Origin of the sequence: Prevotellamassilia timonensis, from assembly GCF_021531665.1 — a bacterium.
GTDB lineage: Bacteria > Bacteroidota > Bacteroidia > Bacteroidales > Bacteroidaceae > Alloprevotella.
The window spans coordinates 1-22,185 of the sequence record NZ_JADYUH010000047.1 but is presented as its reverse complement, the minus strand read 5'-3'; the positions used below and the strand labels follow the sequence as shown (position 1 = coordinate 22,185).

Genomic DNA, 22,185 nt, shown 5'->3' with positions numbered 1-22,185 from the left:
GCTCCTTCCTCAACTGACAAAAGTTCATCTCTAAGAAATCAAAAATCAACTCAACCTAATTTTTAGAACACCCTTTAAATGCAAATCTGATAGTTGGGCTTTTGATAAATTAGTTGTCGCAAAGTGTGCTCAACGTCTGCATAACCTTGAATGTATGCTTCGACGGCATCAATGACGCGGTCGTTTGCAATTCCTCCTTCGATGATGTCAAATCCTTTCCAAGGTTGTTTCCCGGTTCTGCTTTCAACGATGAAGTCAAGCCACTCTTTGTCGTAGGAATCAAAACGTTTGATGCGACAGTTTGCAGGGGAAGTGAACTCATAGACATTCACAATGGCTCGTTCTGCTTTTCTGATTGTCCTGACGCGTGTTGCCCATTGAGAGGCTTGCTCAAACAAAGGAGTCAGATAGAACCCCGTTCCGAAGTCCAGGTCTTTTCTGCCAAGGTTCACCAAAGGGTGCTCAACAATGACGTCAGAGCCATGAAAAAGAATCTGCTTGTCCATCTTCATTCCCCTTCCCAATTCTTGAGTGCTTCCACCACATCGTTTGCCACGGCTTCGCGGCTTTCCGTGTGCAAGGTTTCGTAGCAGTCTTGGATGAGGCTCTTGATGAGTCCCACTTTATCCAGCCGTCGTCTCATTTCCGACGGTGAGATGCCCATTTTCTGTGCTGACGCCTCAATGGCGAGCACGGTGAAGGCAAGGCGGTCGAATTCAGGAGATGTTGTGTTCATGGTCGTTGGTGTGGAAGTTGCGCTGTCGGCGTTTGAACAAGTCCGAGGCAAAGTTAGGGAAAAAACATATCTTTGCAACATGGAAAGAAAAAAGAAAATACTCTTTGTCTGCCACGGAAACATCTGCCGCAGTCCGATGGCGGAGTTCATCATGAAGAAGAAAGTGAAAGAGGCGGGGCAGCAGGCAGACTTTGAGATTGAAAGCGCAGCCACTTCCACCGAAGAATTGGGCAATGACGTCTATCCTCCTGCCAAATCCTGTCTGCGCAGTCACGGAGTTCCTTTCTCTCGTCGCGAGGCGCGGCAAATCTGTCGTGAAGACTATGAACGCTTTGACCATATCTTCCTGATGGACAACAACAACTACGTTTGGCTTTCCCGCCTCTTTCCCGACCTCGTGTGGAGGACTTCCTCCGGTTGGCAGGACCGCGACGGAAAAGTCTCTCTGCTCATGGAACTGACCGGCGAAGCCCGCGACGTGGCAGACCCTTGGTACACCGGCAACTTCGAGCGCACTTTTCTCGACATTTCCCGTGCTCTCGACTGCTGTTTCGGGTCTTGCGCAGCGTCAGCAGAATGAAAAACTTTCCACTTTGTGAAGTTTGGCGGTAAGAATCTGACGCAAGTCTTTCTTCTTACCCAAATTCAACTTTCGCAAGTTGAATCAGAGAATAAGCGCAAGCGTTCAAGGCACGCCCCGAAGGGGCAACGAGCACATAGCCCAGGGCATCGCCCTGGGTATGATGAAGCGATGAAGTGCGCCCTGAAGGGGCAAAAGCATTAGCGTGCAAGCGTTTATAGAGACGCTTTTGCCCTTTCAGGGCGTAATAGCGACGGCTAATCTACCCAGGGCGTTGCCCTGGGCTATGCGCTTGCTGGGCCTTCAGCCCGCTCCTTAAACGCTTGTCAGCTACAAGTGAACACTTGCGAAACTTGAATTGGAACACGCCTTTACAAAAACCGACTGCCCGAATCACTTCGGGCAGCCGGCATGAAAAGAATTACTTTTATACTTGTGAGGTAAATCCTTCACAAGTGGGTTTCAAGGAGCGGGGCGAGCGTGTCGCCCCGCTCCGTTGTGTTCTTCAGTCTTCGGAATTGTCGCTCCAGTTGGAACTGTTCCAACCTCCACGACCTCCGGAGAGGGCTTGATCAGTGTTTTCACCAGGGGTGGCACTGCGTGAGTGCCGCACCTGTGACTTTGTTTTCGGCGGGAGAGGGGGCAGTTCCTCTCTCCCGCTCGGTTTTTATTCTTCGTCTTCGGCGGAACCGCTCCAGTTGTTGCTGTCCCAGCCGTTTTCTCTCTTGGTGGACCACTGATCCGCCTCGCCGCTGTTGTTGATGCTGAAGCTGGCGGCAATCATTGCCTCGGAGTGAAGCTCGAAGGCTACGGAGGTGGGGCTTTTATATGCTTTTTTCATGATGAAAATGTCGTTATTAGGTTGAGACTGTGGTTTACTTCACATAGACTTTGCGTCCGTTCTTCACGTAGATGCCCTTGGTGGGACGCATGACGCGGCGACCGCTCAGGTCGTAGTATGCAGCGTTGGCTGCGTCGGTCTGGATGGCAGCTTCGATGCCTGTGTTGATGCCGCCGAAGTCCAAAGCGAGTGCCATGCCGCCGCCTGAAACTGCGCTGGCGGGCAGGAATGCGCGGTTCTCCTTGAGCGTGGTGCTGTTGGGGTGGTAGAAGCCTACGCCGTTGTCGCCGTTGCCGAAGATGTAGTAGTTAGCCTTTGCGCTTTCTTCGATGGTGATACGGGGATTCGTACCGCTGAGGATGTTGCTTGTGCAGTTAGCCGAAGCCGTGCCGAGTGTCAGAGTGGCTGTGGAGGCGGCGGTTTCGCTTACGAGCACGACGCCTTGCTTGGCAGGGATGTCACCTACTTCGCTTACGGTAGCCTTGTCGTCCTCAGCCACTGTCACGATGTAAGCTTTCACGTCAGCGGGCAGTGTGACGTCGAAGGGCAGGTAGGTCGTGGCGTAGGACTTGTCTTCTACGGTGTTGAGGGGCAGGTTAAGCGTGGTGGCGGGAATGATGTACCACTGAGAAGCACCTGCGCTGGCTTCCCAGCCTACGATTCTATTGCCATCTGCTTGGTGTATGGCGCGATAAGAAGGATAGGTAGGTTCCGGGTCACAGGTTGAAACGTCCATGAATGTAAATTTGTTACCGGTGTTGTTGATTGTGAACAATCCGCCGCCGGTCAAATTTAAGCGTGCATTTGCATCTGTGATCTGACCCATTTCGAGACCCTGCACGTAGAGTTTGTAGTTGTCGCCGTCGGCTGTGATCTTCACGATTGTGCCGGCAGTGCCGGGTGCATCGGTTGCGGACAGACCGCCCCACAGGGTATTGGTCGTTCCATCCAATCCGCTGGTCATGTAGTTTTTGTACATGTAGTTCATCAGTCGGTAGTAGCCGCCATCGGTAATAGTGGAAGCGTTGGGAGTGGCGTTGGCTCCGTCGGAGGCATAATCGGTGAGGATGGTTGCGAGGTTGGCGGTAGCCGTAGCGTTGAAGTGGTCGGCGTTGGCAGCAGCAATCGCGCTGTTGAAGCTTTCAAACTTGCCCTCCGTGTTGAAGTACTGCGCGGTGCCGAGCGAGTTGGCAGGACCGGCTGGCATGTCGGCGGCATAGTTGAGCAGGAATGCGTCGGGAGTGAATACCAAGCAGGTAGAACCCTCGTCGCGGGATGTCCATCCTTGGATGGTAGGCTGACGGTGGTTGAGGTAGTTGCTATGTCCGACGGGCAGGAAGCAGAAACCGTTGGAAATAGAGGACGCTGTCTTTTGCAGATGATAAAGTGTACCGCTTGCGGCTTCGCCCCAGGAAATGGCGTTATCGCCATCGGAAGTCTTGTTCATCGTGTAGGCACTTCCCACGGCCTTGTTGTAGATTTTGATACCGCAAACGTCGCCTACGAAGCACCACAGGCGTGTGTCGTCGGGAGCGGTGGTTTCTTTGTAGACGGATCCTTTGTTTACCACGGTCAGTGCAGGATTACTATCGGTGATAGTGGCTGTCCACATGTAGTTGTTCTCGTTGCTGTGCATGTTGACCATGTACCATTTGGCATTTTCGAAGTTTTCGGAGACAACGAAAGGCAGCGTTTGTGCCGTGCAGGTTACGTTGACGGTGCAATCGTCATTGATGGCGTCCATCTTGTCCCAGCTCTCCACGGTGACATAGTCGGCGTCAGTGATATCACTGAAATGGGTGGCCGAAAGGACTGTTCCGAGAGAGAGGTCTTTGTCCTTAGTCAGGTAAAGGCTTTCGCCTACTTTGTAATTGAACGTCACGGTCACCTGATTCGTCTTGTTCATCAGTTCTTCGGACGGGCTAAATGCTACATCGCTAACTTCGTTTATGGTGAATGAGTTGCCATCATCAGCGCTACCAGAACTATTGGTACCGCCAGGACCCCAGCCATCAATTGACAATTGGTTGCTGCCTCCGACATTGATAAACTTGGAGTCGCTGAAATAGATTATGAATTTGCCATCTGCGTTGCCGTAGCTGAAGTTGACAGGCAGAGAGGGTGAATCGCTCAGGTTGCCGGAGGGAAGGACGAATTTATTGGCATTGACGTTGTACATGTAGTACTGACCCTTTGCATTCTTCAGGAAAACAAACTGGAAGCGGTTGTTGGTAGCGTCAAATGTAAGGTCCTGTTCTGCTTTTGCTGTAGTGGTCATCGCCGTTCCACCTTGGTTTGCCACCAGATTGGAGCGTGAGCAAGTTACGGTGTACACCTTATTGTTGCTCAGTGTGGGGACAGCCACTTTGCGTACCTCGTAGGTAGCATAGGTGCCAATGCCGATGGAATGATATTTGTTACCATTGGTATTTATCCACAGGTTGGTATTATCGGCACAAACGAAGCGCACGCAGTTATCATCGGCGATTCCGCCCTTGTCAGCTGTGTCAAAGTTAGTATTACCCGTGCCACCAGCTACCGGCTTTACGGCAATAAATTCCTGTGCGGTCTTTTTGGAACCATAGGTGAAAGCAACATTGTTTGTGCCAGGCTGTATGTAACCTTCCCCTACGGATGCGGAGGGAGCCATCTTTCTGATGCGGAACGTGCTGTTGCCGGTCGGTTCGATGACGAAAGTTGTTTTTACGGTAAAGTTTGTCTGATGGGTGGAACCATCATACCACTTTCCGTAGGTACTGTTGTTTGCAGCCGAGATAGCCACGGGCGTGTACTCGCTCAGCGCATTGATTTGTTCAGCGGTCAGTGCCGTGGTCGGCGCTGTCTCCGCCATCGCCGTCCCCACCATCATGAGGAACAGCGCAAAAAGAAAAGTAAATTTTCTCATTGTAGTTAATTATGAATTAGTGAATAAATTTTGCGGGGAGAGAGCACCATCCCCAGGGTTAGGGGAGCGGTGCGGGCGCATTTCCACAATGAGAGAAGAGAATCGTGTCTTCGGGGTCAGCCGAAGGAAGAAGACGGCACAAAAAATGTGAGCCCCCTTTCATTCTTAGTCAGTAGGCTCTGGAAAACCTGTAAAAGTAAGAATGAGAAAAACAGCTCACATCTGAGGCTATGCAATGCACCCAACTCCCCCCGCAAAGGGGGAGACGTGGGGGTACAATCATACCACAGTGGAACAGCTTTCAAGTTCTTAACCCTTTTACAACAGTAGATTTTCCAAATTTACTGACGGTCAGAAACTCTTTGATACCCTCAATGTAGTGCAAGCAGAATCCTAACTGCGCGTAGATGAGCAGAGAAGGGATTTCTTCTTGCGGGGCAAAAGTAATGAATAATTACGAAAGTCGTCCCATTTGCGAGCTATTTTTCTTTGCAAATTTAAAATCTTGCCATGAAACCCGTTTTTCTTTTGAATAAATTTTCTGCGATTCGTGTCATTTCTGTCCGTTGCTTCGGTGCTGCGGCTCTTGCCGCTGGCGGGCTGAAAGAAAAACCGAGATAAACCCTTGCGTTTGTTGCTAACGAACTTTCGGTGCTGTGGACTGTCGTGAAGCGGGTCGCGTCACCTTCTCTTTCGCCTCGTGCCACGAAGAAAAGTGGTGACAAACTTGTTCGTTTCCGTGAAAGGTGCTTAATTTGACACCCGTTAATCGCCTTTCGGCGAGTTCATCCCTTCATCCCGTTAGAGAAACCCCGCATGAAACTGAGTCAGAAAATCCGACAAGGCACATTCACCCAAAAGCGCATCACGCAACCCAACGGCACGCAGCACTGCTTGAACTGCGGCAACGATTTCCAAGGCGCCTACTGTCCACGCTGCGGACAGAGCCACACCACTCAGCGCATCACCTGGCACAACTTCTGGCGCACCTTCGTCATGAACGGAATCGGGCTGCAAGGCACGCTGCCGCGCACGTTGCTCGAACTCTTCTATCGCCCCGGGTTCCTCATTCGCGACTATCTGGCGGGCAGGCGGCAACACTACATCAACCCCTTCCGCTGCCTCCTCCTGCTCGCAGCCATCTTCATCCTCCTCGGCAACACGCCTCTTGCCGGCGACATCAGAGCCACGACCTCGGAGTTCGGTGCATCCTTCAGTCAGGAGTTCTACACCGCTTCGGCACAGGAGCAGGCTGCCATGAAATCCATGACGGACTCCATGACGGGATTGATATATGCCAACTTTGGGACGTTCAACCTCTTGCTTATCTTGGTCATGACCTTTCCCTTCTGGCTTGTCTTCCGCAAGCAGGGGCAGTTCCGCGCCCAGCCACTCAACCTCTCCGAAGCCGCCACGTCGATGGCGTTTGTCGGTTGCCAAAACATGGTGCTCAACGTGCTGTCCCTCCCTTTCTTCACCACCGTTGACATGGGCGTGCTCTCGATTGTCAGCTATTCAACGGTCATTCTGCTGTTCGTGACGACGCTTTGGCAAATGTTCGACATTTCGCTCGGACGCTTCCTGCTGCGCTTCCTGCTCCTCAGCGTCATCTCCTTCTTTTTCTATATCATTTTGATTTATGCCATTGTCTTCTACATAGTCTTTTCTCAAGGGGTGTTCTAAAAATTAGGTTGAGTCGATTTTCTCGCTGAAAAAGAAGCCTCGGACGCGCTCCTTCACCTGCTGCAGCGGACCTCGCCCCATTCGTCGCTCCCTCGCTCGTGCAACTCCGAAACATAGGAAAAAATACGGCTTTCCGAGCGGAAAATGCGGAGTGTCGCTAAAAAAATGTAATTTTGTCCTTTGAATAAATAACCTAACCTCTTGCAAGGGCTTTCGCGAGAGCTCTTGTCATCACGTTCCTAACTCTCAAAAAGAATATGTCAGAAAGAAAAGTGCGCGTTCGTTTCGCGCCCAGTCCAACGGGTCCTCTTCATATCGGCGGTGTGCGCACCGCGCTCTACAACTATCTCTTCGCACGCCAGCACGGCGGCGACTTCGTCTTCCGCATTGAAGACACCGACAGCACACGCTTCGTGCCCGGCGCAGAAGACTACATCATCGAATCCTTCAAATGGCTCGGCATCGATTTCGACGAGGGCGTCAGTTTCGGTGGCGAACACGGTCCCTATCGCCAGTCGGAGCGCCGCGACATCTATCGCCAATATGTCCGCCAACTGCTCGACGCCGGCAAAGCCTACATTGCCTTCGACACGCCCGAGGAACTGACCGCAAAACGCGAAGCCGTTCAGAACTTTCAATATGACGCCCACACCCGTCTCGAGATGCGCAACTCGCTGACGCTGGGAGAAGAGGAAACCCGCCGCCTCGTGGAGGCAGGAGAAAAATATGTCGTGCGCTTCCTCGTCGAACCCGGAGAAGAGGTTCATGTGAACGACATCATTCGCGGCGATGTCTGCATCATGAGCGACATCCTCGACGACAAGGTGCTCTATAAAAGCGCCGATGACCTTCCCACCTATCATCTTGCCAACATCGTGGATGACCACCTCATGGAAATCACCCACGTCATCCGCGGAGAGGAGTGGCTTCCCTCCGCTCCTTTGCACGTGCTCCTCTATCGTGCCTTCGGCTGGGAGGACACCATGCCCGCATTTGCCCACCTCCCCCTGCTTCTGAAACCCGACGGGAAAGGGAAACTCTCCAAACGCGACGGAGACCGACTCGGCTTCCCCGTCTTCCCCTTGGAATGGCACGACCCGAAATCGGGCGACGTCTCCTCGGGCTATCGCGAGAGCGGCTATCTCCCCGAAGCCGTCATCAACTTCCTTGCCCTGCTCGGCTGGAATCCCGGAAACGACGAGGAACTCCTCAGCATGGAACAGCTCATCGAACTCTTCGACCTGGCGAAATGTTCCAAGAGCGGCGCGAAGTTTGACTACGTGAAGGGGCAGTGGTTCAACCGCGAATACATCCTGAAAGCAGACAACGCCCGCCTCGCTCCGACGCTCGACGCGATTCTCCGCGAAGAGGGCATCGAAGCACCCATCGAAAAGGTGGAAGCAGTGGTCGGCATGATGAAAATGAAGAAAATCAACTTCATCAAAGAACTCTGGCCGCTCTGCGACTTCTTCTTCCTTGCTCCGAAATTCGACAAGGAGGACAAGTTCACACGCAAGAACTGGAAAGACACGGCTGCCGCCGACATGAAAGCACTGCGCGACTTGCTCGCCTCGCTCGACGACTTCTCCATCGAAAGCCAAAAAGCGGCGGTGGACGCGTGGGCAGCAGAGAGCGGCGTGAAGCCGTGGAACCCGTGGCGTGTCTGCCTCGTCGGAACAGGCAAAGGACCGGACATGTATGAACTGGCTGCCTTCCTCGGAAAAGAAGAAACGCTCCGACGCATGGACGATGCCCTCGCCTTCTTTGCTGAGTGACGCTCGGGGGACGTTGAATTTTTTGAATGCGACGAAGTCGCTTTGAACCCTTGAACAGCCCCCGTTTCTGCCGATTCTGTCGGCGTGCTAACCTAAAATCTAATCCGCGCCAAAAGCGCACAATCAATTCCTCCGGTGTATTCACTCATTATTTATCTGATGGTATTCGGTTGCCACATCGCCGCCCTTTTCAATCGCAAGGTGAAACTCATGGTGCGCGGGCAGCGACAAACGTGGAAGACACTTCGCAAAAAAGTGCGTGAGGGAGACAGTTACGTCTGGTTCCACGCCGCCTCCCTGGGCGAGTTTGAGCAAGGACGTCCTCTCATGGAGAAACTCCGCCGGCTGCATCCCGAAAAGAAAATCTTGCTCACCTTCTTCTCCCCCTCAGGCTACGAGGTGCGCAAGAACTATGAAGGCGCCGACATCGTTTGCTATCTGCCTCTTGACACCCCGTGCAACGCGCGTCGCTTCGTCAAAAGAGCACACATCAGCGAGGCATATCTCATCAAATATGAGTTCTGGCGCAACTACATCAACGTGCTGCATCGGCGCGGCATCCCCTGTTACAGTGTCTCCGCCATCTTCCGCCCCGACCAAATCTTCTTCCGTCCCTACGGTCGCTCCTACGCTCGAGTGCTGAAGAACCTGACACACCTCTACGTCCAAAACGAAACGTCGCGTGAACTCCTTGCCAAAATCGGAGTGACGGCGGTCAGCGTCGTGGGAGACACCCGCTTCGACCGTGTCATCGACATTCGCCGTGCAGCCCGTCCTCTGCCGCTGGTGGAACGCTTCGCCGGATGCTGGAAGGTGGTGGTTGCAGGAAGCAGTTGGCAACCCGACGAAGACATTCTGATAGACTATTTCAACAACCATCCCAATCTGAAACTCGTCCTCGCGCCACACGTCGTCAGCGAAGAACATCTGCGACAAATCGAACAGAAACTCCGCCGCCCCGCCGTGCGCTACTCTGCCGCTAACTCCAAATCCGTCGCCGAGGTTGATTGTCTCATCATTGACTGCTACGGTCTCCTCTCCTCCATCTATCGCTATGCCACCGTTGCCTACGTCGGCGGAGGCTTCGGCGTCGGTATTCACAACGTGCCGGAAGCAGCGGTCTATGGCGTGCCCGTCATCATCGGTCCCCACAACGGCAAGTTCCGCGAGGCACGCGATTTGATTGCCTGTGGCGGATGCCACGAAATCAAGTCGCCGGCAGACTTCCCGCCCCTCATGGACCGCTTCCTTGCGGACAAAGATTTCCTTGCCAACGCCGGAAAGGCGGCAGGAAACTACATCACCTCTAACTCCGGAGCCACCGACCAAATCATCTCATGAAAGTCCTTCATCTCAACACCTCCGCTTCTGTGGGCGGAGCCGCCATTGCTGCCCGGCGACTGGTTCAAAGTCTTCAGCGTTTGGGCGTGGACGCCACGCTGCTCTGTCGCGATGTCGCTCCGGAAGCTGCCGATGCCGGAGTGAAGGCACTTCCTCCCTCCTTGCTCCATCGCCTCCGCTTTGTGGCAGAAAGAGCAGAAATCTACGTTCGCAACGGATTCACCCGTGAGGGCCTCTTTGCCATCGACCTCGGACGTTTCGGACAAGACGTCACGAAACTCCCCGTTTTCCGCGAAGCAGACCTCATCCACCTCCATTGGGTCAACCAAGCCATGCTTTCACTGAGCGACATCCGACGCATCCTCCGGAGCGGGAAACCTGTCGTGTGGACCATGCACGACATGTGGCCCTTTGTCGGACTCTGCCATCACACTGCCGACTGCGAACGCTGGAAAAATGGCTGCGGCAAATGTCCGCTGCTTCGGAAACCCTCACCCGGAGACCTCTCCGCACAGACCTATCATCGAAAAGAAAAGGCATACGGACTCTCACACTTCCATCTCGTCGGATGCAGCAAATGGCTCGCAGACCTCGCCGCCGAGGCGCCGCTGCTGAAACACGCCGAAATCTCCTCCATTCCTAACCCCATCGACACGGACTTCTACTCCCCCGTGGAGAACGCTGAGGAACTCAAGGCGCAACTCGGCATTCCCGCCGACAAGAAGGTGTTGCTCTTCACCGCCTTCAAAGTCTCCGACCCGAAGAAGGGCGTGGACTATCTCATGGAAGCCTTGACGCATCTCCACGAGCAACATCCCGATTTCACGGAAAGCCTCGTGCTCGTGCTGGCGGGAAAAGGTTGCGAAGAAGTGAAGGACGCCTTCCCCGTGCAGACCGTTCCCATGGGCTACGTCACCGAGCCGGAGCGAATGCGCGACCTCTATCGCTGCGCCGACCTGCTGCTCATGCCCTCGCTCATGGACAACCTGCCCAACACGATTGTCGAAGCCATGGCGTGCGGCGTTCCCTGCGTCGGCTTCCGCGTCGGAGGCATCACGCAGATGATTGACATGGACATCAATGGCTATCTCGCCGACTATTGCGACAGCCTTGACCTTGCCAAAGGCATCCTCACCACCCTCAACTCGCCGAGCTATCCCGCCATGTCGCGAAACGCCCGCTCCAAGAGCGTCAGTTGCTATTCCGAAAAAACGGTCGCCGAGCGATATCTTGCACTCTACCGCCAACTGCTCAAGGGAAGTCTTGAAAATGAGGTTGCCAAAACCTAAAGCGCACCTTGCTCCGTGGTTGATAGAACAACTTTCGACTGAAAATACACATTATATATTATATACAATGGAAAATACAAAGAACGAAGGACCCTCGTCTGACGTCCCTCCCCGAAGTAGTGACGACGGCGCATCGCCGGTGTCTGCCCGGGAACCCAAAATCACGGTGGCAACAGTCACCTTCAACGCCGCCCCGCTCATCGAACGCACCATCCGAAGCGTCGAGAAACAGAAGTGGCAGCACGTGGAACACCTGATTGTCGATGGAAACTCTCGCGACGAAACGTTGGAACACATCCACCACTATCAAGAAAGAAACAGCGTGGCTGCGATTCCCCACGAAATCCAGTGCCTCAGTGAACCCGACGACGGACTCTACGATGCCATGAACAAAGCCATTGACATGGCAACCGGCGACTTCATCGTCTTCCTCAATGCCGGCGACTGCTTCCACGATGACATGGTGCTGACTCGCGTGGCTGAGGCAGCCGCAAAAGCCGAGAAGATGCCCGCCGTGGTCTATGGCGACACCCACATCGTGGATGGAGAAGGCAACTTCCTGCATCCCCGTCATCTCTCGCCGCCCGAGCACCTCACCTGGCGCTCCTTCCGCAACGGCATGTTGGTCTGCCATCAGGCATTCTTCGCAAGAACCGACCTCGCACGCCGCTTCCACTACAACCTGCGCTATCGCTACTCCGCCGACTTCGACTGGTGTGTGAGAATCATGAAGCAGGCTGCCCGCGACCACGCCCCGTTGGTCAACGCCCACACGGTCGTGGCAGACTATCTGGAAGAAGGCATGACCACGAAACATCACAAAGCCTCACTGCGCGAACGCTTCCACATCATGACCGTACACTTCGGCTGGCCCACGACCCTCGCTCGTCACGCCTGGTTCTGCGTGCGCAGCGTCACCAAGAAATGAAGGGAAGTTTTGAGAGTCGTGTGGAGTTGATTTCTTAGAGCCTTTCGCTCTATGAAGCAACCAAGACATAAGCACTTCCTCTCGAACGCTCTTTATTCCATATAGTTATAGAATATCTCTGAATCATACGCTCCTCATGAATAATCCTCTTTTCTGGGCTGCCAAGCTCTGCGCCGCCCGCGAATATTGCTCCGACGACATCCGACGAAAACTCATTCAAAAAGGCATCGCCCCCAAAGAGGCGGACGAACTCTGTCGGCAACTGAAGGAAAAGGGCTTCTTGGACGATCAAAGATATGCTCGCGCCTATGTTGCCGACAAATATCGCTTCAACCATTGGGGACGCGTCAAAATTCGGTTCATGCTCAGGAGCAAACGACTGCCCGAAGAACTCATCGACGAAGCGCTTGCCGGAATTGACGAAGAGGCATACCTCGAAGCACTCGGAGACTTCCTCATCGGACGTCTGAAAACCCTTGGCGACAAAGCCACAGAAGAAGACGCATGGAAGGTGGCACGCTCCGCCATTAACCGAGGCTACGAGTCCGCACTCGTTGCAAAGGTCATGGAAGAACGGGTCAGCAAGTTCCTCAAAGAACAGGAAGACTGAGAGAAAGAAAATAAAAACGCACAAACCATCACGCATGAAGACAGACATTGAAATCGCCCGCAGTGTGCCCCTCAAACCCATCAGCGAAGTGGCACAAAGCCTCGGCATTGATGCCGACCAAATCGAAACCTACGGGAAGACCGTGGCAAAACTTCCGCTCTCGCTCCTTCAAAAGGAGAAACGAGGCAAGTTGATTCTCGTCACCGCCATCACCGCCACCAAAGCCGGTATCGGAAAAACCACCGTGAGCATCGGACTTGCCCTCGGACTGAACGCCATCGGCAAAAAAGCCTGCGTCGCATTGCGTGAACCCTCTCTCGGACCGTGCTTCGGCATGAAAGGAGGGGCTGCCGGAGGAGGCTACGCTCAGGTGCTCCCCATGGAACGCATCAACCTCCACTTCACCGGTGACTTCCACGCCATCACGTCTGCCCACAACATGATTGCCGCCCTGCTTGACAACTATCTCTATCAGCATCGGGCAGAAGGCTTCGGATTGAAAGAAATCCTGTGGCGACGCGTGCTTGACGTGAACGACCGCTCCTTGCGCAGCATCGTGACAGGACTCGGACCCTCCGTCAACGGCATTCCGCAGCAAGCCGGTTTCGACATCACACCCGCTTCGGAACTGATGGCAATTCTCTGTCTCGCAGCCGATGAAGAAGACCTGCGGCGGAGAGTCGGGCAGATTCTGTTGGGTTACACCTTTGACGACCGTCCCTTCACCGTCAACGACCTCGGTGTGACCGGTGCGATTGTCGTGCTCCTCAAAGATGCCATCCGCCCCAATCTGGTTCAGACCACGGAACAGACGCCCGCCATTGTCCACGGCGGACCTTTCGCCAACATTGCCCACGGTTGCAACTCCCTCCTTGCCACCAAAATGTCCCTTGCCCACAGCGACTACACCATCACGGAAGCCGGCTTCGGAGCAGATCTCGGAGCCGAGAAGTTCTATAACATCGTATGTCGCAAGAGCGGTTTGAAACCCGATGCCACCGTCATCGTAGCCACTGCCCAAGGATTGAAGATGCATGGCGGCGTGGCGCTCGACCAAATCAAGCAGCCCAACCTCGAAGGACTGAAGAAAGGCATCGCCAACCTTGACCGCCACGTGAAGAACCTCCAAGGCTTCGGACAGTCGGTCGTGGTGGTCTTCAACCTCTTCGCCGGAGACACCGATGAGGAAATGCAACTGCTCCGCCGTCACTGTGAGGAAGAACTCGGCGTGCCGTTCGTCATCAACCGTGCCTACGCCGAAGGTGGAAAGGGTGCGGAGGAAATGGCGCGCGTCGTGGTTGAAACGGTTGAGAACCATCCTTCCGGCGATTTGCAGTTGACCTATGACGACGAAGACCCGTTGCAGGTGAAGATTGAAAAAGTGGCGAAGAAGATTTATGGTGCAGCCACCGTCACCTTCGCCGCTCCCGCTCTCAAGCGTCTCCGTCTCGCCGAGCAACACGGCATGGCTCATTTCCCGGTTTGTGTGGCAAAGACCCAGTTCTCCTTCTCTGCCGATGCCAAACGCTATGGCGCCGTGTCCGGCTTCGACTTCCTCATCCGTGACGTGGTTCTCAATGCCGGTGCGGAGATGGTAGTCGCCATTGCGGGCGACATCCTCCGAATGCCCGGTCTTCCGAAAGACCCGCAAGCCAATCACATCGACCTCGTGAACGGAGAAATCACCGGTCTCTCCTGATGCGCCACCCCTAAACCTCCTCCGACCTTGTCCAATATCTCCCACCTTGATTCTCGCCTATGAAAATCATTCTCAATCCCAAATACGAGTTCCTTAGGGACTACTTGATGAATCTTGAAACGCACTTCGAGAACGAAGGCGAAGAGATTCACCGTGGACGCAATGTCATCAAGAAACTCCCTGTGGGTGACCTGACGCTTTGTGTGAAGAAATTCGCTCCGCCTGCCACCACCCGTCGTCTCAAGGAGATGTTCTACAAATCCTCCAAGGGGAAGCAGGCTTATCTGCGTCCCATGTTGTTGAGAGAGCGTGGTTTTGAGAGCCCGGAGAATGTGGCGTTCGTGAGTTATCGGAAAGGACTCTTCCGCACCATCGGCTATTTTGTCTGCCTCCTGTCCAACTATCGCTACACGATGGCAGAGATTGACCAATGCACTCCGGAGGAAAAGAAAAATGTGGTGGAAGCGTTCGCCCGCTTCGCTGCTTATCTCCATGAGGATGGCTTCCTCCATCGCGATTTCTCCTCTTCCAATGTGCTCTACGACAAGGTTGGAGACCGCTATCATTTTTCACTCATTGACACCAACAGCATGAAGTGCGGACGAGCCGTGAGCCTTGAATCCGGTTGCCGCAACCTTGCCCAACTCTCAGGCGACGAGGATTTCTTCCATCTGTTGGCACAAACCTACGCTTCGTTGCGACATGCAGACCCCGAACGCTGTGAGCGTCTCATCAACGAAGCCAGAAAGAAAAGAGCATGACACGCATCGTAAACTTTCCCTCTCGGCTGGACACCACAGCCGCACTTCCCTCTTCCAAAAGCCTCAGTAACCGAGCCCTCCTGCTCTGTGCCTTGAGCGGTGGTGGTGCTGAAGTGCATCGCCGCTCGGACTGTGACGACACAGAAGTCATGTTCCGCGCCCTCAGCGAACGAGGCAGTGAAATTGACATCCACGGTGCCGGCACAGCCATGCGCTTCCTCACCTCTTTCTTTGCCGTCTGCGAAGGAGAGGAACACGTGCTCACCGGTTCGGAACGCATGAAACAGCGCCCCATCAGTGCGCTCGTCAATGCGCTGCGCGAACTCGGGGCAGACATTGACTATGTGGAGAAAGAGGGTTTCCCACCTCTGCGAATCAAAGGGCGGAAACTGCAGGGAGGCACCATCAGTCTGCCTGCCGACATCAGTTCACAATATGTCTCCTCGCTGCTCATGATTGCTCCGATGCTGGAGCAGGGTCTCACGGTGAGCCTTTGCGGGGAGGTGCTCTCACGCCCCTACATCGACATGACGCTTGAACTCATGAAAAGTTTTGGTGCTGAGGCTGCGTGGACAGACGGAAACCACATCCGCGTGATGCCCGTCCCTTATCGCCAGAACGTGCAGTACACCGTCGAGAGCGACTGGAGCGCCGCGTCCTACTGGTATGAAATGGTGGCACTTTCCTCCGACCGCAAGGCAAGGGTGGTGTTGCCGTGGCTCTTCCGCAAAAGTTTGCAGGGCGATGCCGCCGTGCAGCACTTCTTCGAGCCGCTCGGCGTCAAGACGGTTTTCGACGTGGAACATGGTGAGGTCATTCTCACCAAAACGCCGCAGTCGCAATCTGAGACCTGTCTGCCGCTCACGCTTGACCTCTCGGGACAGCCTGACTTGGCACAAACGCTGGTCGTCACCTGTGCCATGCTCCGCCGACCCTTCCGCTTCACCGGTCTGCGCTCCCTGCGCATCAAGGAGACGGACCGCATGGCGGCGCTCCACAATGAACTCCAAAAATTTGGCATCGAACTTTCCATTGAGGGTGACGAGGCACTCAGCATCAGTCGCTATCCCGACAACGCACCGCGCTATGACGGTCGCCCCATTGCCACCTACGATGACCACCGCATGGCGATGTCCTTCGCACCGGCTGCCATGGTCTGTCCCGGCGTGGAGATTGAACATCCCGAGGTGGTGAACAAGAGTTATCCCCGTTTTTGGGAATCCATCCTTTGATTTTCAGGGGTGTTCTAAAAATAAGGTTGAGTTGATTTCGTAAGCACTTTCTTTTGAACGTTCCTTATCCCGTAATTTATAGAACACCCCTTCGTTGATTCTTTCCTTCGCTCGGCTTTCTTCGTTGATTCCTCTCTCATGCTCATCCTCCTCCTTTCCCTCCTTTTCCTTGCTTTGTTCGCCTTGGCTCTCGGTTTTGTTTTGCAGAAGCGAGGCAAGACAGAAGATGCTGCTCCCGCAAAGCCGCGTCCCGAAGGATGCTGCGGCATGCACGAGGTCTGCGAGAAGGAGAGCCTCTTGGATGGAATTGACTACGAACCGGAATACTACGACGACGAAGAACTTGACGCCTATCGTCACCGTGCTGCCGACAGTTACACTCCCGCTGAAATTGAACAGTTCGAAGAGGTCCTCACCACCATGCGGGCGGAGGAGGTCGCCGGCTGGGTGCGTTCGCTGAGGCTTCGCGGCGTGGCTCTTCCCGATGCCCTGCGCGACGAGGTCTTCCTGTTGGTGGGCGAGGTGAGAGAAGGAGCGCGTCAAAGTGCGTCTCCGGCATAAACTTGAAACACAGAACTGCAGCGACGCTGCCAAATTCTCCTATTGTGATTTTTCTTTTTCCCTTTTTTCGTGATGCCTTGCTGGGCAGTTTGCTGGTGTCGGTGCTTTGCGCCGTCATCGGTACGTTCATGGTCACCCGTCGTGCCGTCATTGCCGGCGGCGGGATGGCACATGCTTCCCTCGGTGGAGTGGGGTTGGGGGCTTGGCTCGGTTTCTCCCCGCTCTGGGGTGCCGCTCTCTTTGCCGTGGCTTCCGGTTTCGGCATCAAGTGGTTGGAGCGCCACAGCCGTGTGCGGGAAGACAGCGCCATCGCCATGCTTTGGACCTTTGGCATGGCGCTCGGCATCCTCTTCGCCTGGCTCACCCCCGGCTTCATGACCGACCTTCCCACCTATCTTTTCGGCAACATCCTTGGCATCTCCTCCGGCGGTCTCTTGGCGCTGACGGTGCTCACCATCGTGGTGCTCATCGCCTATCTTCTTCACGGTCGCATTTGGATTACCGTCTCGTGCGACCCCGACTTTGCCCGTACCCAAGGCTTGCCCGTCACCTTCATCGAGAATCTGCTGACCGTCCTCACTGCCCTCACCGTGGTGGTCAGCCTCCAAGTGGTCGGCATCATCATGGTCATCTCCCTGCTCAGTGTGCCCCAAGCCACCGCCGCCCTCTTCGCCTCCACCTTCCGAGGCATCGTTCGCCTCTCAGCCCTCTTCTCGATGGTCGCTTGCATCAGTGGCTTGCTCCTTTCCTACTTTGCGGACTTGCCCGGCGGTGCCTCCATCATTCTCTGCGGCATCGCCCTCTACCTCCTCTGCCGTGCAATAAAATCTCTTTTTGGGAGTTATTTAATGTATGGGCGCATTATATAATGTTCGCTCTTTTCTTGATTCTTGAAGCCGAAAGCCTACATATTGCCTTTGATTCTCCTGCTCACAGGACTGCTGGTGTCGTGTTCCACAAAGAAGAACACGGCAGGCTCACGTTTTTGGCATTCTTTCAACGCACGCTTCAACACCTATTTCAACGGCGAGCAAGCCTTCATCGAGGGGGACAAAGCCAAACTTTCCTCCCACGTCGATGACTACACTCAATTGCTGCCCGTCTTCCTCGTGGGAAGCGAAAAGTCGCGCGAGGCAGGAAAGGGAAACTATGAAACCGCCATCACCAAGTGTCAGAAAGCGATTCAGTTGCACTCCATTCGCCGCAAACCTAAGGTGAGTCCGGGAAAGAGAAAATCGCCCAAGACGAAACAATATCTCCAACGACAGGAGTTCAATCCCTTCCTCAAAAAAGCGTGGCTGCTCATGGCGAAGGCGCAATTCCAAAAAGGAGAATTCCTGGAGGCTGCTGCCACCTTCTCCTACATCACCCGCCACTACAAGGCTGAGCCGGTCGTCGTGGCCGAAGCGCGTCAGTGGATGGCGCGATGCTACGCACAGTTGGACTGGTTCTATGATGCAGAAGATGCCCTCTCCAAGGCGCTCCGAGACACACTCTCCCACCGGAGACGCATGACCAAGGAGATGGATGCCACCCGCGCTGACTTGCTTCTGCGACAGGGACGATTTGCCGACGCTTTGCCCTTCTTGCAAAGCACTGCCCGCCACGCTCGACCCAAGCAACAGAAAGCGCGACTCTATTTCCTCATCGGACAGGTGAACCGCCAACTCGGAAACGACAAGGAAGCCTCTGCTGCCCTGAAAAAGTGTGTGCGCCTCAGTCCGCCCTTTGAACTCTCTTTCAACGCCCGAATTCTGCAAACCGAAATTGCAGCCTCCAATCCCGGACAAGCCAAGTCCATGTTGAAGAAACTGCGCCGCATGGCTCGCAACGAGAACAACAAGGACCGACTGGACCAGGTGTATTATGCCATGGGTAACATACACCTCTCCCTCGGCGACACTGCGCAGGCGATTTCTGCATACGAAAAAGGACGCGAAAAGAGCACGCGCAAGGGAATTGAAAAGGGAGTGCTGATGCTGCGACTCGCAGAACTCTACTGGGAAAAACGGGACTTCCCCAACGCACAGGCTTGCTACACAGAGGCACTGGCGCTCATCGATAAATCAAGGGAAGGCTATGCGGAAGCCTCCCGACGCTCCAAAGTGCTTGACAAACTCGTGCCCTTCACCTCTGCCGTGCATCTCCAAGACAGCCTGCAGGCGCTCGTGCTCATGCCCGAGGCGGAGCGAAACGCTGCCATTGACCGCGTCATCGAAGCGTTGAAGAAAAAGGAGGAGGAAGAACGCAAGGCAAGCAAGGACAGTGCTGCTGCCGCACGTATGGCTGAAAATCAAGATGGAGGGAACGGAAACAACGCCAACACCAACACCAACTCTAACACGAATGCCAATGCCAAAGACGGCACATGGTATTTCTACAATTCTCTCCTCGTCATGCAGGGCAAGGAGGACTTCCGAAAACGTTGGGGCAACCGAAAAAACGAGGACAACTGGCGACGTTCCAACCGCACGGTGGTTTCCATGGAACAGACGGAGGGCTATGACTACGAAGCCGATGACTCGCTCAGTGCACTGCAGGACAGCATTGCTGCGAAAGAGGGGGTTGAGGAAGAAACTGCAGCCGATTCCGTCAGTGCAGCCGATGACCCGCACCGGAGAGAATACTATCTCGCCCAACTTCCTTTCACACCCGAAGCCAAGGAGGAGTCTGACAAGATAATCATGGACGGACTCTACAACGCCGGTGTCATCGAGAAGAACGACCTCGAGGACTTCCCCCTCGCTGCCGAAACGCTCACACGCCTCACTCGTGACTATCCTTCCTTCGAGCAGATGCCCGAGGCTCTCTACGAGATGTTCCTGCTCTATTCTCGCTGGGGACGACCTGAAGAGGCGCGCACCATCCGAGACCGCCTCGCCGCAGACTTCCCCGACCATGACCTCACGAAGATGGTGACCGACCCGGACTTTGAGTGGAACGCTCGCTACGGCAGAGAAATTGAGGACTCGCTCTATGCCGCGACCTACACTGCCTATCGTCTTCGCGACCATGCCGCCGTCGAGTCTAACTTTGCCCGCTCCACGGAGAAATATCCCAAGGGACTCAACCGACCGAAGTTCATCTTTGTCCACGTACTCGACCGCCTCGCCACTGCGCCTGTCGCTGACCTCACGAAGGAACTGCGCGAACTGCTCGAGGCGTTCCCCGAAAGCGACGTCAGCCCCATGGCAGGCATGATTCTTAAAGGACTTGAGAGTGGTCGCGCCATCGGCAGCGGTCATTTTGACCTCGCCTCGCTTTGGAATCGCCGCACTGCCGCCGCCGACTCACTCGCCGCAGCCACCGGCGGACCCAACGCTTTCACCGACGAGAAGAACGCTCCGCACCTTTTTGTCTTGGCATATCCCACAGACAGCATTCCGGCGAATCTCCTGCTCTATGAGACCGCCCGTCTCAACTTCTCCTCCTCCGTCGGAAGAGGGCTGGACCTCAGTTTCAGTCATTCCGAAGGGCTCTCCTTCTTCACCGTCTCTTCCTTCCGCAACTTCAACGATGCTCGCAACTACGCCAACCGCGTAGCGGCAGACTCCGTGCTTGCGCCGTTGATGAAGAAAGGAAAAGTCCTCATTGTTTCCGAAGCCAATCTCCGCCTTGTTGGTACGACGTTCAGCGTGAACGACTATTTGGAATACTATGACACTGTCCTTGCACCGCCTGCTCCCGTTCCTGCTGCCAATGAAGACGGCTCGCTCAAGGAAGAAGAACCCATCCTGCAACGCTATGAGGATGAACTCTCTCCCGAAGAACTGGAGCGCATTGAAAAGAAAAAGGAAGAAGACAATGGCGGCACCGATGACGAAGGAGAATGGTATCCGGGATGACAAGAAGTGTCGGACTCTGACACGCTTGTGCCGTACTCCCTTCCCCGCCATTTGTGTTTAAGCGCTGTTCGCTTTTTATTGCCCCCTTCACACTTCACTATACGTATATTATAGGGAACAAAAAACTCTGCAAACCCTACACAAAACCCTACATTTTCTTCGTATCTTACTGATTATCCGCGTGTTGCACTGTGTAGGGTTTGAAGCAAAAATCCTACACAAACCCTGCACTGAACCCTACATGGGAACTAAGAGTCAAAGAGACTAAGAGTCAAAGAGTTGGGGAGTCAACGGTCAACGGTCAACGGTCAATGGTCAAAGAGACAAAGAGGCGGGGCCTACCCCAACCCCTCCCTAAAGGGAAGGGCTTTGTTGCGGCGCTGATGCACCGCACATGGGGTCTTTTTTGGGGCGTCAAAGAGACGAAGAGAGGAAGAGTGGGAGAGGGGAAGGCAAAGAAAAACTATGGGAAGGGAAAGAAAAACTAGGGGAAGGGAAAGAAAAACTATGGGAAGGCTAAGAAAAACTAGGGGAAGGGAAAGAAAAATTTGAGGAAGGCAAAGGAAAATTTGAGGAAGGCAAATCAAAATTTGAGGAAGGCAAATTAAAATTAGAGGAAGGGAAAGAAAAATTTGAAGAAGGGAAAGAAAAATTTGAAGAAGGGAAAGAAAAATTTGAAGAAGGGAAAGAAAAATTTGAAGAAGGCAAATTAAAATTTGAGGAAGGCAAATTTTAACCGGGTGCGCTCCTAGTTTTTCTCAGGTGCGCTCCCAGTTTTTCTTAGGTGCGCTCCTAGTTTTTCTTAGGTGCGCTCCTAGTTTTAACCGGGTGCGCTCCCAGCAAGAACTGTTTCCCCATTAATGCCCATTAATTGTCTCATTAAATTCTGAACAGTCATGTTCAAAAAATCAATTCATGGTCAATTCGTGAACAATTCATGAACATTCATGTTTCAAAAAAACGGTCCTTTCGTCTTTCGCCCTCCTCCTCTTCCTCTCCTTTCCTCTCTCTTCCTCTCTTCCTCTTTTTGTCTCTTTGTCTCTTTGTCTCTTTGTCTCCTCCTCTCCTCCTCTCCTCCTCTCTCTTCCTCTCTCTTCCTCTCTCTTCCTCTCTCTTCCTCTCTTTTCCTCCCCTCTTAAGTTTATTTAATACTCGCTCCGCAAAACCCGACAACTCCCTAAGAACCAAAGACTTAAGGAAAAGACACTTTTGACTCAAATTTTTGAGTCCAGGGAAGCCACTAAGACTCAAAGCGTTAGGCGCAAAAATAGCCCAATGATCCGCCCACTTCCCCGCCAACCCTACACTCCACACGCCGCCGAAATCGACCCCACATACTCCGCCGCGAAACCCTGCACTATGTAGGCTTTCATGTAGGATTTGCCGACCCAACCCTACA

The 22,185-nt window shown here is 54.1% G+C and carries 18 protein-coding genes; 13 read left to right on the top strand and 5 right to left on the bottom strand.

Translation table 11 applies throughout. The features are described 5' to 3' along the window. Positions 1–74 precede the first annotated feature (74 nt). A complete protein-coding gene (locus tag I6E40_RS08185) occupies positions 75–512 on the bottom strand; it encodes a DUF3990 domain-containing protein (RefSeq protein WP_235386553.1) in 438 nt (145 codons plus the stop codon). Then, positions 509–736 (bottom strand): DUF3791 domain-containing protein, encoded by a 228-nt coding sequence (locus I6E40_RS08180; protein WP_235386552.1) that lies wholly within the window; start codon positions 734–736, stop codon positions 509–511. Before I6E40_RS08180 ends, I6E40_RS08185 begins: the two co-directional genes overlap by 4 nt. Positions 737–815: 79 nt before the next feature. On the opposite strand from I6E40_RS08180, the gene I6E40_RS08175 reads away from it, so the two are divergent. Then, positions 816–1,316 (top strand): low molecular weight protein-tyrosine-phosphatase, encoded by a 501-nt coding sequence (locus tag I6E40_RS08175; protein WP_235386551.1) that lies wholly within the window; start codon positions 816–818, stop codon positions 1,314–1,316. A 667-nt stretch (positions 1,317–1,983) separates the two neighbouring features. Here the strand turns inward: I6E40_RS08175 and I6E40_RS08170 are convergent. Together I6E40_RS08170 and I6E40_RS08165 are read right to left on the bottom strand one after the other, a co-directional pair. Next, positions 1,984–2,157, bottom strand: coding sequence for a hypothetical protein (locus tag I6E40_RS08170; RefSeq protein ID WP_235386550.1), 174 nt, complete (start codon positions 2,155–2,157; stop codon positions 1,984–1,986). Between the two features lie 34 nt (positions 2,158–2,191). Beyond that, positions 2,192–5,062, bottom strand: a complete 2,871-nt coding sequence (locus tag I6E40_RS08165; RefSeq protein WP_235386549.1) for a hypothetical protein — start codon at positions 5,060–5,062, stop codon at positions 2,192–2,194. An 816-nt stretch (positions 5,063–5,878) separates the two neighbouring features. On the opposite strand from I6E40_RS08165, the gene I6E40_RS08160 reads away from it, so the two are divergent. The 12 genes from I6E40_RS08160 to I6E40_RS08105 all read left to right on the top strand — a co-directional run bounded on the left by I6E40_RS08160 (position 5,879) and on the right by I6E40_RS08105 (position 20,786). Further along, positions 5,879–6,745: a DUF3667 domain-containing protein gene (locus I6E40_RS08160; protein ID WP_235386548.1), complete on the top strand. Its 867-nt coding sequence runs from the start codon at positions 5,879–5,881 to the stop codon at positions 6,743–6,745. Positions 6,746–7,002: 257 nt separating this feature from the next. Further along, positions 7,003–8,520 carry a glutamate--tRNA ligase gene (gene gltX, locus I6E40_RS08155; RefSeq protein ID WP_235386547.1) on the top strand — a complete coding sequence of 506 codons (1,518 nt, stop codon included), beginning with the start codon at positions 7,003–7,005 and terminating at the stop codon, positions 8,518–8,520. Positions 8,521–8,679: 159 nt separating this feature from the next. After that, positions 8,680–9,861, top strand: coding sequence for a 3-deoxy-D-manno-octulosonic acid transferase (locus tag I6E40_RS08150; protein WP_235386555.1), 1,182 nt, complete (start codon positions 8,680–8,682; stop codon positions 9,859–9,861). Next, positions 9,858–11,150, top strand: a complete 1,293-nt coding sequence (locus I6E40_RS08145) for a glycosyltransferase family 4 protein (protein WP_235386546.1) — start codon at positions 9,858–9,860, stop codon at positions 11,148–11,150. Before I6E40_RS08150 ends, I6E40_RS08145 begins: the two co-directional genes overlap by 4 nt. 67 nt (positions 11,151–11,217) lie before the next feature. Then, positions 11,218–12,078, top strand: coding sequence for a glycosyltransferase family 2 protein (locus tag I6E40_RS08140; RefSeq protein ID WP_235386545.1), 861 nt, complete (start codon positions 11,218–11,220; stop codon positions 12,076–12,078). 136 nt (positions 12,079–12,214) lie between these two features. Next, the gene (locus I6E40_RS08135) at positions 12,215–12,688 is read left to right on the top strand and encodes a regulatory protein RecX (protein WP_235386544.1); all 474 of its coding nucleotides are present in this window, start codon (positions 12,215–12,217) and stop codon (positions 12,686–12,688) included. A gap of 34 nt (positions 12,689–12,722) precedes the next feature. Continuing rightward, the gene (locus tag I6E40_RS08130) at positions 12,723–14,387 is read left to right on the top strand and encodes a formate--tetrahydrofolate ligase (RefSeq protein WP_235386543.1); all 1,665 of its coding nucleotides are present in this window, start codon (positions 12,723–12,725) and stop codon (positions 14,385–14,387) included. A 59-nt stretch (positions 14,388–14,446) separates the two neighbouring features. Then, the gene (locus tag I6E40_RS08125) at positions 14,447–15,148 is read left to right on the top strand and encodes a lipopolysaccharide kinase InaA family protein (protein WP_235386542.1); all 702 of its coding nucleotides are present in this window, start codon (positions 14,447–14,449) and stop codon (positions 15,146–15,148) included. Further along, complete coding sequence (locus I6E40_RS08120) at positions 15,145–16,380, top strand: 3-phosphoshikimate 1-carboxyvinyltransferase (RefSeq protein WP_235386541.1); 1,236 nt, start codon at positions 15,145–15,147, stop codon at positions 16,378–16,380. The genes I6E40_RS08125 and I6E40_RS08120 overlap by 4 nt, the downstream gene beginning before the upstream one ends. A gap of 138 nt (positions 16,381–16,518) precedes the next feature. Continuing rightward, complete coding sequence (locus I6E40_RS08115) at positions 16,519–16,941, top strand: phospholipase (protein WP_235386540.1); 423 nt, start codon at positions 16,519–16,521, stop codon at positions 16,939–16,941. A 41-nt stretch (positions 16,942–16,982) separates the two neighbouring features. Next, positions 16,983–17,810 (top strand): metal ABC transporter permease, encoded by an 828-nt coding sequence (locus I6E40_RS08110; RefSeq protein ID WP_235386554.1) that lies wholly within the window; start codon positions 16,983–16,985, stop codon positions 17,808–17,810. Between the two features lie 48 nt (positions 17,811–17,858). Next, positions 17,859–20,786: a tetratricopeptide repeat protein gene (locus I6E40_RS08105; protein WP_235386539.1), complete on the top strand. Its 2,928-nt coding sequence runs from the start codon at positions 17,859–17,861 to the stop codon at positions 20,784–20,786. Positions 20,787–21,731: 945 nt separating this feature from the next. Here I6E40_RS08105 and I6E40_RS08100 read toward each other — a convergent pair. Beyond that, on the bottom strand, positions 21,732–22,185 hold a 454-nt coding region (locus I6E40_RS08100), incomplete at its 5' end, for a hypothetical protein (RefSeq protein WP_235386538.1).

Coding starts and splice junctions, on each gene's coding strand:
- I6E40_RS08175 (WP_235386551.1), top strand. CDS start 816: ATGGAAAGAAAAAAGAAAATACTCTTTGTCTGCCACGGAAACATCTGC.
- I6E40_RS08115 (WP_235386540.1), top strand. CDS start 16,519: ATGCTCATCCTCCTCCTTTCCCTCCTTTTCCTTGCTTTGTTCGCCTTG.
- I6E40_RS08165 (WP_235386549.1), bottom strand. CDS start 5,062: ATGAGAAAATTTACTTTTCTTTTTGCGCTGTTCCTCATGATGGTGGGG.
- I6E40_RS08145 (WP_235386546.1), top strand. CDS start 9,858: ATGAAAGTCCTTCATCTCAACACCTCCGCTTCTGTGGGCGGAGCCGCC.
- I6E40_RS08150 (WP_235386555.1), top strand. CDS start 8,680: ATGGTATTCGGTTGCCACATCGCCGCCCTTTTCAATCGCAAGGTGAAA.
- I6E40_RS08130 (WP_235386543.1), top strand. CDS start 12,723: ATGAAGACAGACATTGAAATCGCCCGCAGTGTGCCCCTCAAACCCATC.
- I6E40_RS08140 (WP_235386545.1), top strand. CDS start 11,218: ATGGAAAATACAAAGAACGAAGGACCCTCGTCTGACGTCCCTCCCCGA.
- I6E40_RS08125 (WP_235386542.1), top strand. CDS start 14,447: ATGAAAATCATTCTCAATCCCAAATACGAGTTCCTTAGGGACTACTTG.
- gltX (WP_235386547.1), top strand. CDS start 7,003: ATGTCAGAAAGAAAAGTGCGCGTTCGTTTCGCGCCCAGTCCAACGGGT.
- I6E40_RS08160 (WP_235386548.1), top strand. CDS start 5,879: ATGAAACTGAGTCAGAAAATCCGACAAGGCACATTCACCCAAAAGCGC.
- I6E40_RS08180 (WP_235386552.1), bottom strand. CDS start 736: ATGAACACAACATCTCCTGAATTCGACCGCCTTGCCTTCACCGTGCTC.
- I6E40_RS08170 (WP_235386550.1), bottom strand. CDS start 2,157: ATGAAAAAAGCATATAAAAGCCCCACCTCCGTAGCCTTCGAGCTTCAC.
- I6E40_RS08135 (WP_235386544.1), top strand. CDS start 12,215: ATGAATAATCCTCTTTTCTGGGCTGCCAAGCTCTGCGCCGCCCGCGAA.
- I6E40_RS08120 (WP_235386541.1), top strand. CDS start 15,145: ATGACACGCATCGTAAACTTTCCCTCTCGGCTGGACACCACAGCCGCA.
- I6E40_RS08185 (WP_235386553.1), bottom strand. CDS start 512: ATGAAGATGGACAAGCAGATTCTTTTTCATGGCTCTGACGTCATTGTT.